Source organism: Streptomyces vulcanius, assembly GCF_042653945.1.
Classification (GTDB): Bacteria; Actinomycetota; Actinomycetes; order Streptomycetales; family Streptomycetaceae; genus Streptomyces; species Streptomyces mangrovi.
Genome location: NZ_JBHSFK010000010.1, coordinates 133,988 through 151,682, shown reverse-complemented (window position 1 = coordinate 151,682; position 17,695 = coordinate 133,988). Strand labels below are relative to the sequence as shown.

14 protein-coding genes, 1 tRNA gene and 2 pseudogenes are annotated in these 17,695 nt (G+C 70.0%); 12 read left to right on the top strand and 5 right to left on the bottom strand.

What is annotated here, in order from left to right:
* Nucleotides 1-4: 4 nt before the first annotated feature.
* Complete coding sequence (locus ACFPIH_RS17470) at nt 5-730, top strand: DUF5324 family protein (RefSeq protein ID WP_381171026.1); 726 nt, start codon at nt 5-7, stop codon at nt 728-730.
* 79 nt (nt 731-809) lie between these two features.
* On the opposite strand, the gene ACFPIH_RS17465 is transcribed toward ACFPIH_RS17470, so the two are convergent.
* Nucleotides 810-882: transfer RNA gene (locus tag ACFPIH_RS17465), tRNA-Ala, on the bottom strand.
* A gap of 177 nt (nt 883-1,059) precedes the next feature.
* On the opposite strand from ACFPIH_RS17465, the gene ACFPIH_RS17460 reads away from it, so the two are divergent.
* Complete coding sequence (locus tag ACFPIH_RS17460) at nt 1,060-1,608, top strand: helix-turn-helix domain-containing protein (RefSeq protein WP_381171028.1); 549 nt, start codon at nt 1,060-1,062, stop codon at nt 1,606-1,608.
* 203 nt (nt 1,609-1,811) lie between these two features.
* The gene (locus ACFPIH_RS17455; RefSeq protein ID WP_381171030.1) at nt 1,812-3,557 is read left to right on the top strand and encodes a serine/threonine-protein kinase; all 1,746 of its coding nucleotides are present in this window, start codon (nt 1,812-1,814) and stop codon (nt 3,555-3,557) included.
* Here the strand turns inward: ACFPIH_RS17455 and ACFPIH_RS17450 are convergent.
* Both ACFPIH_RS17450 and ACFPIH_RS17445 read right to left on the bottom strand, forming a co-directional pair.
* Nucleotides 3,521-4,891: a hypothetical protein gene (locus ACFPIH_RS17450; protein ID WP_381171034.1), complete on the bottom strand. Its 1,371-nt coding sequence runs from the start codon at nt 4,889-4,891 to the stop codon at nt 3,521-3,523. The two genes, ACFPIH_RS17455 and ACFPIH_RS17450, sit on opposite strands and share 37 nt — an antisense overlap.
* A 212-nt stretch (nt 4,892-5,103) precedes the next feature.
* On the bottom strand, nt 5,104-5,232 hold the full coding sequence (locus tag ACFPIH_RS17445; protein ID WP_003999697.1) for a DLW-39 family protein: 129 nt from the start codon (nt 5,230-5,232) through the stop codon (nt 5,104-5,106).
* Nucleotides 5,233-5,490: 258 nt separating this feature from the next.
* On the opposite strand from ACFPIH_RS17445, the gene ACFPIH_RS17440 reads away from it, so the two are divergent.
* Both ACFPIH_RS17440 and ACFPIH_RS17435 read left to right on the top strand, forming a co-directional pair.
* The gene (locus ACFPIH_RS17440; protein ID WP_381171036.1) at nt 5,491-5,913 is read left to right on the top strand and encodes a DUF6344 domain-containing protein; all 423 of its coding nucleotides are present in this window, start codon (nt 5,491-5,493) and stop codon (nt 5,911-5,913) included.
* 286 nt (nt 5,914-6,199) lie between these two features.
* Nucleotides 6,200-6,711, top strand: a pseudogene (locus ACFPIH_RS17435) (glycosyltransferase family 2 protein); the annotation flags it as partial.
* Between the two features lie 307 nt (nt 6,712-7,018).
* On the opposite strand, the gene ACFPIH_RS17430 reads toward ACFPIH_RS17435, so the two are convergent.
* Both ACFPIH_RS17430 and ACFPIH_RS17425 read right to left on the bottom strand, forming a co-directional pair.
* On the bottom strand, nt 7,019-7,519 hold the full coding sequence (locus ACFPIH_RS17430; protein ID WP_381171038.1) for a hypothetical protein: 501 nt from the start codon (nt 7,517-7,519) through the stop codon (nt 7,019-7,021).
* 82 nt (nt 7,520-7,601) lie between these two features.
* Nucleotides 7,602-8,900: an amidohydrolase family protein gene (locus tag ACFPIH_RS17425; protein WP_381171040.1), complete on the bottom strand. Its 1,299-nt coding sequence runs from the start codon at nt 8,898-8,900 to the stop codon at nt 7,602-7,604.
* A 491-nt stretch (nt 8,901-9,391) separates the two neighbouring features.
* Here ACFPIH_RS17425 and ACFPIH_RS56455 point away from each other — a divergent pair.
* The 7 genes and pseudogenes from ACFPIH_RS56455 to ACFPIH_RS17360 form a co-directional block, all read left to right on the top strand.
* Nucleotides 9,392-12,212 (top strand): annotated as a pseudogene (locus tag ACFPIH_RS56455) (WD40 repeat domain-containing protein); the annotation flags it as partial.
* A 912-nt stretch (nt 12,213-13,124) separates the two neighbouring features.
* Entirely contained in the window at nt 13,125-13,733 is a 609-nt protein-coding gene (locus ACFPIH_RS17385) for a hypothetical protein (protein WP_381171045.1), read from the top strand.
* 287 nt (nt 13,734-14,020) lie between these two features.
* A complete protein-coding gene (locus tag ACFPIH_RS17380; protein ID WP_381171047.1) occupies nt 14,021-14,848 on the top strand; it encodes a helix-turn-helix domain-containing protein in 828 nt (275 codons plus the stop codon).
* 96 nt (nt 14,849-14,944) lie between these two features.
* A complete protein-coding gene (locus tag ACFPIH_RS17375) occupies nt 14,945-15,346 on the top strand; it encodes an ATP-binding protein (RefSeq protein WP_352346410.1) in 402 nt (133 codons plus the stop codon).
* Between the two features lie 175 nt (nt 15,347-15,521).
* On the top strand, nt 15,522-16,373 hold the full coding sequence (locus tag ACFPIH_RS17370; RefSeq protein ID WP_381171050.1) for a sigma-70 family RNA polymerase sigma factor: 852 nt from the start codon (nt 15,522-15,524) through the stop codon (nt 16,371-16,373).
* A complete protein-coding gene (locus ACFPIH_RS17365; protein ID WP_381171052.1) occupies nt 16,370-17,191 on the top strand; it encodes an integrase in 822 nt (273 codons plus the stop codon). The genes ACFPIH_RS17370 and ACFPIH_RS17365 overlap by 4 nt, the downstream gene beginning before the upstream one ends.
* A gap of 154 nt (nt 17,192-17,345) precedes the next feature.
* Nucleotides 17,346-17,693 (top strand): SCO3933 family regulatory protein, encoded by a 348-nt coding sequence (locus ACFPIH_RS17360; RefSeq protein ID WP_381171054.1) that lies wholly within the window; start codon nt 17,346-17,348, stop codon nt 17,691-17,693.
* The last annotated feature ends 2 nt before the right edge of the window (nt 17,694-17,695 follow it).

Here is a 17,695-nt window from a genome sequence, read left to right as displayed (position 1 = left end):
ACCCGTGACCCGCATCGACAGCGTGCGCGCCGCGACCGGCTCGGCCAAGGGCAGCGTGCTGCACGCCGCGGAAGTGGTGGCGCCCTACGCCGACACCGCCAAGGAGAGGGCCTCGCAGTACGCGCAGGAGGCCCGGGTACGGCTGGCGCCCAAGGTGTCGCTGGCCGCCGAGCAGGCCCGCGCACAGTACGGCACCCATGTCGTGCCCCGGCTGGAACACGCACGCACGCATGTCCCGCCGAAGGTCGACCTGGCCGCGCAGGAAGCGGCCGTCCGTACCCGCGTCGCCGCCCGGCAGGCGGCGGAGTACTCCCGGCAGGCCGCCGAGTACTCCCGGCCGAGGATCGAACACGCGGTGGCCGTGGCCGGCCCCATGAAGGACGAGGCCGCCGCCCGGGGCGCCGCCGCACTGGCCGCCCTGCGCGGCCAGGTGACGCCCAGGGAGATCGAGAAGCTCGCCCGCAAGCACCGGCGGCAGGCCCGGGCCGGGAAGTTCGGCAAGGCCGTGCTGGTGGTGGGCGTGGTCGCCGGCGGCGCCTTCGCCGCCTGGAAGTGGTGGGACAAGCAGGCCAACCCCGACTGGCTGGTCGAACCCCCCGCCGCCACGGAGATGCCCACCTCGGACGGTCTGACCTCCGTCGACAGCTCCCCCGACACCTCCGTCCTGGACCCCGAGGTACAGGCCAAGCAGGCCGAGGAGGAGGCCGCACGCCGCGACGAGGACCGCTGAGCACAACGCACGGCGCGCACCGCACACAAAAAGCGCCCTCCACCCGCGTGTTCTCGCGGGTGGAGGGCGCTTGTGCGCGTGGAGCCTAGGGGAGTCGAACCCCTGACATCTGCCATGCAAAGACAGCGCTCTACCAACTGAGCTAAGGCCCCGGAAAGAATGTCCGGCCGGACCAGGTCCGGCTGCCATCGCAGACCAGAGTACCGGGTCACCCGGGGTATCTCGCAAAAAGATTGGGGGTCCCCGCAGATGACCACTCTCCGTAAGATGCTCGACGTGGTTCGCTACAGCGAACCGGGGATATTTTGGGGAAGCGATGGGGAGACGCAATGGACGCCGCACAACAGGAAGCGACCGCGAGAGCGCGGGAACTTCAGCGGAACTGGTACGGAGAGCCACTGGGGGCGCTCTTCCGTAAGCTCATCGACGATCTTGGCCTCAACCAGGCTCGTCTCGCGGGGGTACTGGGACTGTCCGCGCCGATGCTGTCCCAGTTGATGAGCGGTCAGCGGGCGAAGATCGGCAACCCGGCCGTGGTGCAGCGGGTGCAGCTGCTGCAGGAGTTGGCGGGGCAGGTCGCGGACGGCAGCGTCAGCGCCGCCGAGGCGACCGAGCGGATGGACGAGATCAAGCAGTCGCAGGGGGGCTCCGTGCTCAGCAACACCACCACGACGACGAGCAGTTCAGGGGCGCCCACGGTGAAGCGGGTGGTCCGCGAGATCCAGTCGCTGCTGCGCTCGGTGGCCGCCGCCGGTGACATCATCGACGCCGCCGACACTCTCGCCCCGACCCACCCGGAACTGGCAGAGTTCCTCCGGGTGTACGGCGCCGGCCGTACCTCGGACGCGGTCACGCACTACCAGTCCCACCAGAGCTGAACCCTTCCCTCGGTCCGGTCGCCGAAGGGGGTTCGGGGTCGGGCGGGGAACCGGGTGGGGACCCGGTGGGGAAAGCGATGAGGAATACCTACGGGGGAGTTCCGCGGGTTCTACGGGGGAAATCCACGGGGGACAACGGGGGTACGGGGGTACCCAGCGGGTAGTACGGGGGAACTCCGAAGGGGGAGGAGCGACGCACTGCCATGGGTGAGGTCTTCGCCGGACGGTACGAACTGGCCGACCCGATCGGACGCGGAGGGGTCGGTGCCGTCTGGCGCGCCTGGGACCACCGCCGGCGCCGGTACGTGGCCGCCAAGGTGCTCCAGCAGCGTGACGCGCACTCTCTGTTGCGGTTCGTCCGCGAGCAGGCGCTGCGCATCGACCATCCCCATGTGCTCGCACCGGCCAGCTGGGCCGCCGACGACGACAAGGTCCTGTTCACCATGGACCTGGTGGGCGGCGGCTCGCTGGTCCACCTGATCGGCGACTACGGCCCCTTGCCGCCGGTGTTCGTCTGCACCCTGCTCGACCAACTGCTGTCCGGGCTCTCCGCCGTGCACGCCGAGGGCGTGGTGCACCGGGACATCAAACCGGCGAACCTGCTCCTGGAAGCCACCGGGACCGCCCGTCCCCGGCTGCGGCTGTCCGACTTCGGCATCGCGATGCGGCTGGGCGAGCCGCGGCTGACCGAGACCAACCTCGTGGTCGGGACGCCCGGTTACCTCGCCCCCGAACAGATGATGGGCGCCGAACCCGACTTCACCGCCGACCTGTTCGCCGTAGGACTGGTCGCGCTCTACCTGCTGGAAGGCGCCAAACCGGACGCCAAGGCGCTCGTCCAGCACTTCGCCGAGCACGGAACTCCCAGTGCTCCCAAGGGGATTCCCGAGCCGTTGTGGCAGGTTGTGGCCAATCTGCTGCAGCCCGATCCGCAGGCCCGGTTCCGTACGGCCACGGGTGCGCGCAAGGCGCTGGCCTCGGCCGTCGAGCTGCTCCCCGAGCCCGGTCCCGACGACGAGCTGATCGAGATCTTCGACCAACTCGGGCCCCTGCCGAAGGGGTTCGGTCCTGAGGGCCCACTGCGGCCGGCGAGGGCCACGGGCGGCACAGGAACCACGGGGGTCGCAGGGGTCACAGGAACTGCTGGGACGATAGGTCCCGGTGGGCTCGCGGGGCCTACAGGGTCCATGGGGGCCACGGGGGTCATGGGGGCCATGGGGGCCATGGGGGCCATGGGGACCATGGGTTCCGTGCCGGCCCGCCCGGCCTCGCCCCCCGACTCGACGCCCACGCCCACCCCTACGCACACCCCCACCCCCACCCCGACGGGCGAACCGTTCCTGCCCGCGCCTCCGGCCATGCCACCCAGTGCATCCCTCCCGGTCGAACGGCCGCTGCCCGGCCGTCCGGACGTGCCGCCCGGCCCGGTCCCTTCGGGCACACCTTCTCTGCCCGCTCGGCCGGCAACCGCCCCGGCCCACCCGGTCGTTCCACCGCCCCCGGTTCCCTACCCGACCGGGCTCGGCACCCACTCCGTACCGCCGGCCGCGGCGGGTGGCGGTCACCTGTCCGCGCACCCGGGTGCGGGAGTCGTACGAGAACGCACCGCCGGACCGCACCCGGACCCCTACTCGGTGCCGGGCGACCCCCACCCGACCCCGACGCCCACCCCCACGCCCTCGATGTCGGACACCGGCAGTTTCCATCTGCCGCCTCCTCAGCCGACGGTCACCTCCACCGTCCAGGCCCCCTACGACCCCACCTTCCCGCTGAGGGTCTCCCCCGAGTCAGAGCCCGAGCCCGAGCCCGAGAGTGCCCCGCGTCCGGGACGACGGGCCCTGCGCAGGAGCCGACGGCGGGCCGGGCCGCCCGCGCGGGTCGCGGTACCGCTGCTGCTGCTCGCGCTGGCCTGCTACGCCGTGGGGTTCTGGGCGCTGGCGCGCATCTGACGCGACGGGGCGGAGGCCCTGCGCCGGGCCACCAGAGTCCAGACGCCGAGGACGAGCACCAGTGCCGTCCCGGTGCCGAGGCCGCCTGCGGCGACCGCCGTCATCACGGGATCGCCGCCGGCCGAGCCCGCCGTACCGCTTCCCCCGACCGGATCGTCCTGCGTGCCGACGTCGAAGATCCCTCGTGGCGACGACCATCCCGCGTACCCGGGTCCCGACTGCGCGCTGCCGTCGAGCCGGACACGGAGCGTCACCTCGTAGGGGCCGTCGCCGAACCGTTCGGCCACCTCGGCGGCGAGGTGTACGACCAGGTAGTACGAGCCGGCGAAGCGCAGGCTCGTCACCGGATCGGTGGGGGCGTACCGGTTGGCGTACCGGACGGGAGGCACAGGATCCAGCGCGGCCGACTTCTGCGCACCGCTGTAGCCGGTGCCCCGGGCCTCGACCCTGGCGCGCACCGGGTTGTAGAGGGACAGCTCCAGCGCGTCGAACACGTACTCCGTGTTCTTGTCCGGGGCGGTGTCGGCACTGCCCAGGTCCGCCTCGGCGTAGATCTGCTCGCCCCAGTCGACGGGCACCTTGTAGAAGACGGTCTCGCCGGGGACGACCTCGTCGCGCCAGACGCCGGCCGTCACGGAGACCGCCCGGCCGAAGCCCGCGCCGCCGGGGCGGGCCACCGGCTCGCCGGAGGGCGGTGCGGGCGTGGCGGAGTCCCAGGTCCCGGGCACGTTGGTGGCGGGGGCCTTGGCCACGGGCGGCTCGGAGACGGGAGCGAGCTCCAGTTGCCAGGAGCCGGCCGCCGAGCCACCGGTTCCCGCCGGGTCCGAGCGCTGGACGACGACGTAGTACGTGCCGCCCTCCTGGCACAGCCCCTTCCCGGGCTCGATCTCGCGCGCGCCCCACGCCGTCACCGGCTGCGGGCTCACCGCGGCCCCGATCGTCACGGAGTCATGGAAACAGCTGATGCCGTCGGCGTCCTGGACGGAGACGCTGATGCCGTCGCCGGCGGTCGGTGTGACGTCTGAGCCGGGTATCGCGGTGACGGCGACATACGCGTTCGACAGACCGTCGAGTTCGAGGCGGTAGTAGGCCTTCCCGTCGGCCGGAAGCGTGCTCCGGTACGTCGCGCCGGGCTGCAGGCGTACGGCGGCGGCGGTGCTCGTGGCCGCCGGGGCGTCCCGTACGCCGTCGGCGAAGGCGTACGACGGGACGTCCGGCGCCGCCACGGCGACGGGCGCCCGGACGACCGTGACCACCGCCATGGCCGAGGCGCAGAGCACCGCCGCCACGCGTCCCGCGCGCCCCGCGCGTCCTGTACGCCCCCGCCGGGTCATCGAACCCGCCCCCTCGCCTTCGTCCGAACGTGGGCCATCCTGCCCCGCCGCCCCGACCGGCACCCGCCCATTCCGTACGGCGGTCCGAAACGCCCGCCTCTGTCCCGCCTCTAACCCTGGGCCGGCCGGCGCGCAACCCGGACCGCAACACAAAACCCCGACCGCTCAGGCGGCCGGGGTCTGATTTCGATCTCAGTCTCTGGTGTCGGTACTCACGAACCCGTGGGCACGGAGTCAGTCGCCTCCGTCCACAGATCCTGCTCGGCGCGATCCGCCTGGATCTGGCGGTACACGAGGAGCCCGCCGATGGCGGCCAGTGCGACCAGGAGAAGCTTCTTCACCGCGCGACCTCGTCTTTCCTTGACGTAGGGGACCTCTGGCGCCCGACTATACACACCGACCGATATCGATCGGTGACCTGCGTCGGCCTCTCAACTCCCGCCCTCAGCAGCTTCGTAACCCGGCTTCGCCCATGCACCCATATGAGTGGTGTTCATCCGAACATCGCCACGCCGCGTGGGTCGGTCCACCACTTCGCGTTCCCCATACACATCATGAGGAAAGTACGCAAATCGCCCAACCTGAAAGTGAGGGGCCCCATGCCCGAGAACCGGGTCATGAAGCTGTGGACCGCCATCGTCACCGCCTTCCTGGCGCTGTGCACGACGCTCGGTTTCGTCGCCTCGTCCGGCACGGCCGCGGCGGCGCAGAGCGGACCGACGCACACCGGCAGCGAGAGCTCGGGCAGCGAGCACACCGCCGCCGCGTCGTCATCGTCATCGTCATCGTCGACGACCGTGCCGGCGACGCCGGTGGCGCCGCTCTGGGACTGGGCCCACACCCGGTCCCTGCCCCCCACGATGAAACAGCGCATCCGCGCCGAGGCCCACGGCAAGTCCCCCAGCTGCCGCCACCGTCCCCTCGACGACGCGGACCAGGCCGCCGAGCACACCACGTCCACCTGCGGCAGCTCCACGGACCTCGCGGAAAACGCGGAGCCCTCCATTCCGCTCCAGCGCTGAGAGCGCCGCGCAGGGAGCACGACCCAGCGAGTAAGACGGAACCAGCACGACGGAACCAGCACGACGGATCAAGTACGACGGATCAGCGCGCGATGCAGGCCCGGCGGCTCTTCGGAGCGGACCGGGCCTTCGCCACAAGGGGCCACTCCCGTAAGGGACTTCACCCAGGGGCCCTGCGCCGTAGGAGACGGTCACCGCATACCCTGAGGCCGTGCCCCAGGACCGCCGGCGCCCTCACCCCGCGGACTCAGCCTTACCCACGCCACACCGCGCCCCGGACGAGTCCTTGTCCCGGCGCATCGTCACAGTCACCGCGGTACACGCCCAGGCGGCCCGGCATCTCCCGGATGCCTGGAGGTCGCTGCGCGAGCAGGAACTGCCCGGGGGCTGGGAGTGGCACTGGGTGATACAGGAGGACGGCACGACGGAGGACGTCCTCCCGTACGTCCCCGACGACTTCAGAGTGACCTTCCGCCAGGGGCGCCCCGGAGGGCCTGGCGTTCGCCCGCCCCCTCGCGCTGGCGCACGTGGAGGGCACGTACGTGAAGGTCCTGGAGGCCGACCAGGGCCTCGGGTGGGCGACCTCCCGCGTCCTCGACCTGCTGTCGGACGGCTCCACGGTGGGCTTCCCCGGCGGCCCTGCGACCCGGCGGCCCGGCGGGCGGGGTGGTGGAGCGCGGCGTGTTACCCGACCGTTGGAAGGCCGACGACTTCCGCGCTCCGGTGCACCCGGCGTCCCTCTCCGTCCGACGCGGTCTGCTGACCGCCCTCGGCGGCTGGATGGCGCTCCCCGCCACAGGCCAGGCCTCGCACATCGACCACACCGAGGCTGACCACCCGCCGAGTGGCGTCCCTCCGGCTGGCTACCCGCCGACGGACTGACCCGGCTGGCTGGTACCCGGCGGACCGCTCCCACTGCTCACGGTTCCCTGACTGACCGGACCCACCGGACCCTCGGCTCATGGGTCCCCGGCCGACCTGATCACTGGCACCCGGCCCTCAGCCCTCAGCCCCCGGTCCCCGGTCCCCGGCCCTCAGCCCCCGGCCCTCAGCCCCCGGCCCTCGGCCCTCGGCCCAAGCTCACCCCTTGGCTCACCCCCTTGGCTCACTGCCCCCCGGCGACCGTCATCCAGTGGGCGATCCGGCGGAGGGTCGTCTCGTCGACCTGGTCCACCAGGGTGCGTACGGCGGTGACGTCCTCGGGCGTGAGGTCGTGGAGGCCGGCCTTGCTCAGGCCCGCCATGAGGACCTGGTGCCTGCGGTCCTCCATGCGTTCGGCGAGCCTGGTCGGGCCCGGGGTGGGGGTGGACGGGGCCGAGTCCTGGGCCGGGGTCTCCGGGGTGGGCATCGGGGCCGCGTCGTAGCGGTGCCACTCCCCGTCCCTCGGGCCCCACAGGGCGACGGTCACCTCGTCGCCCCGCGCCCGTTTGACCTGGGTCATCTCGCCCATCGCGTACAGCACGGGCGGGCGGTCGGACGATTCGGCGGCGAGCCGCCAGGAAGCCGAGGACGGGTCGTGGAACATCGCGACCCAGCGCGGCTCCCCCGGCGGCTGCGGGCTCTGCGGACGGACCTCATGAGCCCTGTGAGCGTCATGGGTCTCCATGGGCGGTCACCCCTTCCGTTTCCGTACCGGCACGGCTGGAGCGACAATAACTGACGGGTCGTCAGGTAACCAGGTCCGCGGCCTACTGCGACGCAGCCGCCACCGCCGCCCGCGCCCGGGCCCGGAACGCCTCCAGCTTGTCCACCGGCTCCGTCAGCTGGCGGCTGCGCGAGCGGATGCTCACGTCGTGGCCCGCAGCGGCGGCCCGCAGCGCGCCCACCGTGGCCTGCTCGCGCGGAACGTGGCTGAAGGGGTCGAAGGAGTACCAGCGCATCGCGTTCTCGTGGGTCATCTTCACGATGTCGGCGTCCGGAACGGCACAGTCCGCGAGCACCTCGTGCAGTTGCTCCGGCGCGTCCGGCCAGAGCGAGTCGCTGTGCGGGTAGTCGCCCTCCCACGCGATGTTGTCGATGCCGATGTCGTGCCGCAGCCGGATGCCCAGCTTGTCGGTGATGAAGCAGGTCAGGAAGTGCTCGCGGAACACCTCCGAGGGCAGCTTGCCGCCGAAGTCCTGGAGGGTCCACGCCGCGTGCATCTCGAAGGTGCGGTCCACCCGCTCCAGGAAGTACGGGATCCAGCCGGTGCCGCCCTCCGACAGGGCGATCCTCAGGTCGGGGTACTCCTTCAGCACGCGGGACCACAGCAGGTCGGACGCGGCCGAGACCAGGTTGATCGGCTGGAGCGTGATCATCACGTCGGGCGGCGAGTCGACGGAAGGGATGGCCAGCCGGCCCGAGGAACCGATGTGGATGGACAGGACGGTGCCGGTGTCGCAGGCCGCCTGCCACAGGGGGTTCCAGTAGGGGTCGTGGAAGCTCGGGTAGCCCAGCACCGCCGGGTTCTCCGGGAACGTCATCGAGTGGCAGCCCTTGGCGGCCACCCGCCGCAGCTCGGCCGCGCACAGTTCGGCGTCCCAGATCGCGGGCAGCGCCATCGGGATGAAGCGCCCCGGATACGCCCCGCACCACTCGTCTATGTGCCAGTCGTTGTAGGCGCGCACGAGAGCGAGGGAGAACTCGGAGTCCTCGGTGGCGAACATCCGAGCCGAGAAACCGGGGAAGGACGGGAAGTTCATCTGGGCGAGGATCCCGCCGGCGTTCATGTCCTTGACGCGCTCGTGGACGTCGTAGCAGCCGGGCCGGATCTCGTCCATGCCCTGGGGATCGAGGCCGTACTCCTCCTTGGGCCGCCCGGCGACCGCGTTGAGCGCGGCGTTGCCCACGGTGCTGTCGCGGAACTGCCAGACATCGCTGCCGTCCTCGCGGTGCACGAGACGTGGGGCGTCGTCCCGGTACCGCTTCGGCAGGTGGTTCACGAAGATGTCCGGCGGCTCGATGATGTGGTCGTCCACGCTGATCAGGATCAGTTCGTCCCGTTGCATGTCGGTCCTCCCGCGCGCCCTGCTGGATCCGCACTCTCGTTTTTTGAAAACTACATTCTCACTATGAGCGAATCAAGCATCCGGACGACGCCTTGTGGGTACCGGTTCTCAGGTGCGGTTCTCAGGTCTGCCCCCCAGACCGCCCGGTTCAGCACCGGCCAAAGATCGTCACGGGCAGCGGGCATCCAAGGCCCGCGCACACATCACGCGCCGCACCGTTCGGCAGCGGTCCCTCCCCTCGTGCGGACACTGGCGCCGAGCCAGGAACGTACCCGCACAGTTCGCCGCACTCGCCGCCGTACTGCACGTCCTGATACCCGACGCCCGCCACGCGCGGCCCGTCCCGGTCTCCCCCGGCCTGTACGACATGACCCAGTGGCAGCGCCTGTGGGAACGGGCGCTGGCCGACCCGGTGGGCGAGTGGCGCCACGACTGCCGAGGAACCGGAGAAGGAGCCGGCGGTCGAGAGGCCGTCCGTCACCGGCGGGGTGTGCCCGTACCGGGGTCTGGCCTCCTACCGACAGCAGGACGCCCGCTGGTTCTTCGGCCGGGAGTGCAGCACCGACGCCCTGGTCACCCAAGCGGCGCGAACCTGGACGTACTGCGACTGGTGCCGGGAGCCGACCCATTCGCGGAACTGGCCCGCCGGATCCCCGGACTCGCCCCCCTCACCGAGGTCTCCCGACGCCCCGGCAACCGGGAATTCGCCCGCACCGCACGGGAGGCGGTGGCAGTCTGGACCCGCCGTGAGGTGCCCGGCAAGGACCGGGCGGCACCGCCGTGGCCGATGTTTCACGTGAAACATCGGCCACGGCGGGTGTTTCACGTGAAACACCCGCCGATACGACTGCTGGGCTCGATCGGGTCGATCGGGTCGATCGGGTCGATCGGGTCGATCGGGTCGATCGGGTCGATGGGGACGCCCCTCGCCCGTCATCATCGTGGACCAGTTCGAAGAGGCCTTCACCCTCTGCACCGACGCGACGGTCCGCCGGTGGCATCCAGGGTGCCGTGGCCCCGACCGTAGAGCAGGCCTGGTCCGACCTGACCCGGCCGCCCGCTCGGCCGCGCGGCTGCTCCTCCTGCGGCTGGTCCGGCTCGGCGAGGACACCCGGGCCACACGCAGGCGGGGCATCCGCCGTCGGCTGTCGGAGGAGTCCACGGACCCCGACAAGGCGGAGGAGTCCCTCGAAGCGCTGGTCCGCGCCCGGCTGGTGACCCTCGACGCGGAGTTCGTCGAGATCACCCACGAGGCGCTGCTGACCGCGTGGCCGCGGCTGCGCGAGTGCATCGACGAGGACCGCGGCGACCATCTGCTGCGCCAGCGCCTGGAGGAGGACGGCCGGGCCTGGGAGACCTCCCACCGCGACTCCTCCCTCTTCTACCGGGGCTCCCGGCTCGAACAGGCCCACGCCTGGGCGAAGTCGGCCGGCGACACCTTCCTGACCCGCAGCGCGGTGGACTCCCTGGCCGCCTCGGTACGGCTGCGCAGGCGGACCGTGCGGCTCGGACGCGCCGCAGTGTCGGCCCTGGTGGTGCTGGCGATGCTGGCCGTCGGCGCGGCGGTGGTGGCATGGCAGCAGCGCAACGACGCCGTGTTCGAGCAGGTGGTCGCGGAGGCGGGCCGCGTCCAGTACACCGACCCCTCGCTGTCCGCCCAGCTGGACCTGGTGGCACACCGTCTGCGCCCGGACGACGCGGGCGCCCGTAACCGCCTGATATCCATCGTCAACGCCCCGCTCGCCACCCCGCTGCTGGGCCACACCGGCGCCGTCTACCTCACGAGCTTCAGCCCCGACGGCAAGGTGCTGCCCACCGCCGGCTACGACCGCACGGTCCGCCTGCGGAACCTGGCGGCCCCCTCCCACCCCAAGCCCCTGGGCAAGCCGCTCACCGGCTACCGCAGCTGGGTGAGCAGCGCGGTCTTCAGCCTTGACGGCAAGACCCTCGCCAGCGGCAGCTCGGACGACACCGTCCGGCTGTGGAACGTGTCGGGCCCCGCGCGCGAGCGCCCTCGGCGTCCCCCTCACCGGCCACACCGGCCCGGTCCGATCGGTCGCCTTCACCCCGGACGGCTCGATGCTCGCCGCGGCCAGCGCGGACAGCACGGCGATCCTGTGGAACGTGCGGCGTACCCGTCACAGGTCGGCGAGCCCCTGGCGGGCAGCAGCGGCGAGATGTACGCCCTGGGCTTCAGCCCCGACGGCACCACTCTCGCCACGGGCAGCGGCGACAACAAGGTGCGCCTGGGGTCGATCCCGACTCGGACATGATCGGTCGGCCGCACCGGGGCGTTCCATCCGGACGGCAAGGTCCTCGCCACGGCCGCGGGGGACGGCCGCGTCCGCCTGTGGAACGTGCAGACCCCCGACCGCCCCGCCCCCCTGAGCACGCTCTTCATGCCCGCGGACGGCGGCGACCGCTTACTCGCCTTCTCCCCGGACGGCCGCACCCTCGCCGTCCTGACGGCCGACCGCACGGTCTACCTATGGGAACGTCTCCGACCCGGCCCAGCCTCTCTCCTACGGCCCGCCCCTCGCCCTGCGGACGCGTTTCATGGGCCCGGACGCCCTGGCCTTCTCCCCGGACGGCCACGCCCTGGCGACGGCCTACGCCGACCGCACGATCCGCCTCTGGAACGTGACGGACCCGGCCCCGCCCCAAGCCCCTCGGGAGCTCCCTCACCGGCCACCGGGGCTGCGTCAACGCCCTCGCCTACAGCCCCGACGGGCACACTCTGGCCGACGGCAGCGCGGACGGCACGATCCGCCTGTGGAATGTGACCGACCCCGACCACCCCACCCCTGTGGGCACACCCCTCAAGGGCCACCTCGGCCCCGTCAACGTCCTCGCCTTGGCGCGCCCGACGGCCACACCCTGGCCGGCGGCAGCGACGACGACACGGTCCGCCTGTGGGACATCGCGGACCCGGCCGGCCCCACGCCCCTCGGCAGCCCCCTCACCGGCCACACCGAGGCCGTCGTCTCCCTCACCTACAGCCGGGACGGCGCCACCCTGGTCAGCGGTGGCAACGACAACACCGTCCGGCTGTGGAACGTCCGCGTCCCCTCCGACGCCTCCCGCATCGGCCAGTCGATGAGCCCCAACGCCAAGACCGGCAACTACCTGTCCTTCAGCCCCAACAGCCGCATGCTGGGCGTCTCCAGCGGCGCCGGCACCGTCCGCCTCTGGAACCCCGACGTCGACCAGGCCATCACCCGCATCTGCGCCAGCACCCAGTACGTCCTGCCCTCCCAGAAGTGGCACGAATACCTCCCCCGCCTCTCCTACGACCCCCCGTGCACCCCCTGACCTCGAAGTGATCCCGATCACAACAGCCCATCAGCCCCGACCAGTCGGCCCCCACCGCCCAACCACCCTTGTTAGCCTTGGCCCAAGCCCGGTCGCTGGTGCATCCCCCGTCGCCAGCGACCGGGCCTTTTGCGAGCCGCCCACCCTCGCCCCGCCGAGGCCGGCCACACACGTCAAAGGCCCCCAACCATGACCGGTTGGGGGCCTTCGTGCTGGTGGGGCTAACAGGATTTGAACCTGTGGCCTCATCCTTATCAGGTCGGTGACGGATGGCCGGGTACCCCGGTCAACCGGCCGTGGTCCTAGGTGGACCGTCCGCCGAGGTTCGGCGCTGACCGCCGCTGTCCGGGGCTGTTGGTGTCAGGTGGTGGTGTCAACCGCCATGAACGGACTTGACAGCTTCACCACCCGCCCTCTCAGGCTGCGACACGGTCATCACCCCAGAGTCGATCCGGGGCCGCGTCTGTACCTCAGCCGACGAAAGTCAGCCACGGCGGCGGGTGCGCCGACCGACTACGCACGCGTGTGTCTCGCTGTACCCCCACCGGCCTCAGCCACGCTATCGGGGTGTCGCCCAGAGCAACCCACGACGGCCGGCCGGTGACGATCATGCGCGAGCCTTGAGCCAGGAAAGCTAGCTCGTAGATCTTCGATCGTGATAACCAGGCGCGCGCGTTACTGGCAGACGGTAGCCTTTGCGCCATGTCGAATTGGGTTCCCCTGTCCGTCCGTCGCGGGGTACGTCCGCCGGCCGGAATGGCGGAAGGTGTACCGCAGCATCTCGCGCCATCCTTGGAGTTTTGGGCTGAGGAAGTCTTCGGATATCGAAACGCGCCGCAAACAAATAGAGGACTCGTACATTCTGCGGCTCTTGCTGTGCGCGCCCCCCTCAGTAACAAGAGGGCTGCTGACATGATGCGTGACCTCATTTCTCACTGTAAGCGGAATGAGGATACCTTCCTGGATCTGATCGATTACCTACTCAGCACAAGCAGCGGCAACTCTCGCTGTAACAACCTTGAGCACTCCCTTTCTCTTGGGGGCTCGGCATGGATGGCAGTCAAGGGGGAGGGTCTGCGGCGGCGAGTTGATGCCGTGGCTCAAGAGAGCTTTGATGTCGCCGTAACTCCTGCCGACCTCGCCAGTGAGGAGCTGAAGCAGGCTTGGGACCGCGCCTTCTCTCGGGACTCCGATGCTTCGGATGCCTGGGACCATGCGATCAAGGCCGTTGAGGCGGTACTGATTCCTATCGTCGTCCCCAAGCAGGATAAAGCGCAGCTGGGGCATGTCGTGGGCTCGCTGAAGAGCCAGGGGCAGCGCTGGAGGTTTGTTCTCCCGGGAATGAAGATGGATCATTCCATCGACCCCGTTCTCAGTGTTTTGGAAGCTCTATGGCCCAATCCCGACAGGCATGCAAATAGCGGCCAGAGGAAGCCGAGTTTGGAAGAGGCGCAAGCTGCTGTCCACCTGGCAGTCACGGTTGTTCAGTGGGCGCGGGCTAATGCGATCGTATTGCGCTGATCTTCAGCCCTACGACGCGCCCTTTCTCCGGCATCAGGCGACTGATTGCCATAAGCGCGGCACGGGCGCCGGCCGGGCTGGAGCGGGGCGGAGACTGGAGCGCAGGCCCGGCCGGGGGCCGGGCCGCGCGCGGGGAGCGGAGCGAGCCGCACTTGATGATGTAGGGAAACCTGTAACAGGTGATCATGGTGGGACTTGGGAACTGGTGATCAGCGCCGTTCTGGCGTCTGGGTGCTGCTGCCTCGTGGTGTAGAACCCTGGTTATGGGGAGTGAGCGGCAAGAGCTGATGAAGGCGCTCGGGGCGCGTCTTCGCGTGCTTCGCACTGAGGCTGGCCTGACTGGTGCCGTGCTGGCCAACCTGGCCGGTGTGGGGCAGCCGACGGTGTCCAAGGTGGAGAACGGCCGGATGGTCCCCAGTGTCGACGTGTTGGGCCGCTTGTCTCGAGCTCTCGACCTCGACGAGTCGACCGCTCGGGAGGTGCGTGACCTCCTGGTCGCCGTCGAAGCTGCGCCGAACGCCATCGAAGCCTCTGGTGAAGCCGTACCCGCTGCGTCCTCCCTCGACGAGGTGGCGCGGTCCGCCCGGCTGATCCGTTCCTTCCAATGCGTCGTCCTGCCGGCCATGCTCCAGAGTGCGGAGTACGCCCGGTACGTGTTCGACAGCGCGCCGAACGTCACCCCTGAAGCTGTCGGCCGTGCGGTCGCTGCCCGTGTCGAGCGGCAGAGTCTCTTGTACGAGCCGGGGCGGGAATCGGTGTTCGTGCTGACGGAGGGCGTGTTGCGCACCTGGCCTGGGACTCCTGCGCTGATGCTCGCCCAGCTTGACCGGCTGCTGGCTGTCGAGAGTCTCAGTACGGTCCGCCTCGGCGTCATCCCGTGGCGTCAACCTGTACCCGCCATGCCACGTCACGGTTTCACGTTGTGTGATCGCTCGGCGGTCGTCGTAGAGACCTTCCGAGGGGAGCGGATCTTGGACGGCTCCGCCGAACTCGCCGCGTACGAGGACGAGTTCAGCCGCTTCGAAGCTGCCGCGACCTTCGGGGCCGACGTACGGGAGCTCCTGCTTCAGGTGATGAAGGACTTCCGGGACCTGGGCGACTCCACCACTCGATAGAGGAATAATTCCTCTGAATGCCTGGCTCATCAGTTGAGCGTCGGAATACTCTGCTCCTTGCATCGTCTAGCCCCCTAGACGGAGAGGAGCGTTCCCATGCCCAAAGAGTGGTCCCGCATCTTTCCCGGACAAGCGTGGCAGGTGGCCGAAGCCCGCCACTTCGTCGCTGGCTTGCTCGAGGATGAAGCCTCAGGCCTTGTGGATGACGCCGTCCTGGTCGTCGGCGAACTGGCGGCCAACGCTGTCCGTCACACCCGGAGCGGCTGGTATCGAGGATGGTTCCTCGTGGTCGTCGGCTTCACCGACGACATCGTCCGCATTCAGGTCGTCGACCAGGGCGGCGACGATGAGCCCCAGGTGCGGAGCGTGCGCAGTCCTGCGGACCAGGGCGGCCGCGGGCTGATGATCGTCTCGGCCTGCTCCAAGAACTGGGGAGTGAAGGACCGGCCCGCCGGTGGGCGCTGCATCTGGGCCGACCTGGCGCGGGTGGGCACGTGATGGTGCGGCGTGCGTCGGTGGTCGCTTGGTGCCTCGTGGGCCGTGGGAGGTGAGCCCCAAAGGTGTGCCTCGGCGCCGGGCCGCGTTCTACGTGATCGGGGTTCAATCGGGACGGCGTATCGCGCCCGTTCTGTCTAGGGCCCTAGACTCCTGGGTACTGCTAGGAGGTGAAGTCATGTCGGACGAGTTGCAGCGCATCATGGCTATCGATGATCCCTACCGGCTCCTGCGGGAGGTCACGACCCGTTTGGCCGACGCACAGCAAGAGGTGACCGAACTCGCTCGGCTCCGTCGACGCGTGGTTCAGGATCTCCACGCGCAAGGGCTGTCGTACGCCCAGATCGCCACGAAAGCCGGTCTGAGCCGTGGGCGCATTCACCAGATCCGGCATACCGGACCAGCGCCGGAAGGGGCCTTCCTCGGCCGCGGGGCGGTCGTCATCGCGACTCCGCTCCGGCGGGACGATGAACGCGGGCGCACGGTCGTCGCCGTGGACGACGTCAGTTCCGGCAAGCGGCTCGAAGACCTCGCGCGGTCGTACGGTCTCGATGTCACCTCCGAGCACGTTCCGGTGAGCGGTGAGATCGACCTTGACCGTAACGGCCTGGTCGTCGTCTGCGGTCCGCGCATGTCTCAGCAGATGTGGGACACGTACGCCCAGGATCCGGTGCTGAGCTGGGAGCAGGCGGAAGACGGCCCGTGGACCGTCGTCGACCGGCGGACCGGAACCGTCTACCGGTCCGGACAGGACAGCGATCCGGGCCGGCCGTACGACGTGGGATACGTCGGCAGGTTGCCCCGGCCCGATGGCAACGGCTCGGTACTCGCGATCGCCGGTATCCACACCCAAGGTTCCCTCGGCGTCGTGCAGCTGCTCGCCTCCGACCTCAACACGCTGTGGGGCCAGGTGGGTGACCATCGCTTCTCCACCCTCGTCGGTGTCGAGTACGACCCTGAGACCAGCGAACCGCGGTCCGTCGAACTGCTCACCCCCCTCTACCGGCACGACGAGGAGCCGACGGCGTGAGGGTCGCCCTCGACTCACAGCCCGCCGAACCGGGCCGGGAGAACGAGGACTTCGCCGCCGCCGCTCCCGGAGCGGCTGTCCTCCTGGACGGCGCGGGCGTGGCCGACGCGGAAACCGGCTGTACGCATGGCGTCGCCTGGTTCTCGTCGACGCTGGGCGGGCTGCTGCTGAGCGCCATCACGGCGTATCCCGCTCGGCCTCTGGCCGTGTGCCTGGCCGACTCGATCCGCGCTGTTCGGTCCCTGCATGAGGGGCGATGCGACCTGGTCCATCGGGCCAGTCCCACCAGCACTGTGATTGCCGTACGTGCCCGCGCCGGCGTCCTGGAACACCTCGTTCTCGGTGACTCGTCCCTCCTCCTGGGCGACAAAGACAGGGGGCCGACTGTCGTTACCGATCAGCGGCTGAACGAGGTGGGCAAGCGGCTGCGCGGGCCGGTCGACGCGTTGCCCACCGGTTCGCCCGAGCATGCCGCCGCGCTGGCCGAGTACCGGGATGCTCTGACGGGATTCCGGAACCGGCCGGGTGGCTTCTGGATCGCCGGGCCCGAACCGCGGGCGGCCGAACACGCTCTCAACGGGGCGGCGCCTCTGGACTCGCTGACCTCCGTGACGCTGCTGAGCGACGGCGCGACTCGTCTCGTCGACCGCTTTGAACTCGCCACGTGGCAAGAGGCGTTGGCCGTTCTCGGCACCTCAGGGCCTGCCGAACTGATCCGTCGCGTCCGGGATGCAGAGGCCGACGACTCGGAGGGGCGACGCTGGCCGCGAGGCAAAACACACGATGACGCAACGGCCCTCCACTGGACATTGCCGTAGGTCCTGCCGCCCGCCGAGACTCGCACGTATACCCCCCTAGACAGTTGATGGGTCTTCGGTTTACTGTTTCCGTCAACCCCCCTAGACAGTTAGGGCGGGTCGCCTCCCTTGCTGTCTAGGGGGGTATCCAGATCGAAACAGTGAGGTTCAAGAAATGCGTGTCATCCCCGTAGACGTCTCCGCCGCGACCCTGCTCGTCACCAAGCTGCCGGAGGTCAAGGTGAAGGACCGTCAGACCGGTGAGGTCGCCGTGGACCCCGCGACGAACCAGCGGCTCATGGTGCTGGAGCTGGTGTTCATCGCGGCGGGCGGTTCGGACATGATCAAGGTGACCGTGCCGGAGCCGGGCATCGGTGAGGGCCTGGTCATGGGCGCCCCGGTCGTCCTGTCCGGGCTCGTCGCGCGGCCGTGGGAAAGCGAGTTCGGCGGGCGCATGCGGCACGGCATCGCGTACCGGGCCGACGCTGTCATGGTCAACGCCCCGGCTCCGGTACAGGGCTGAGC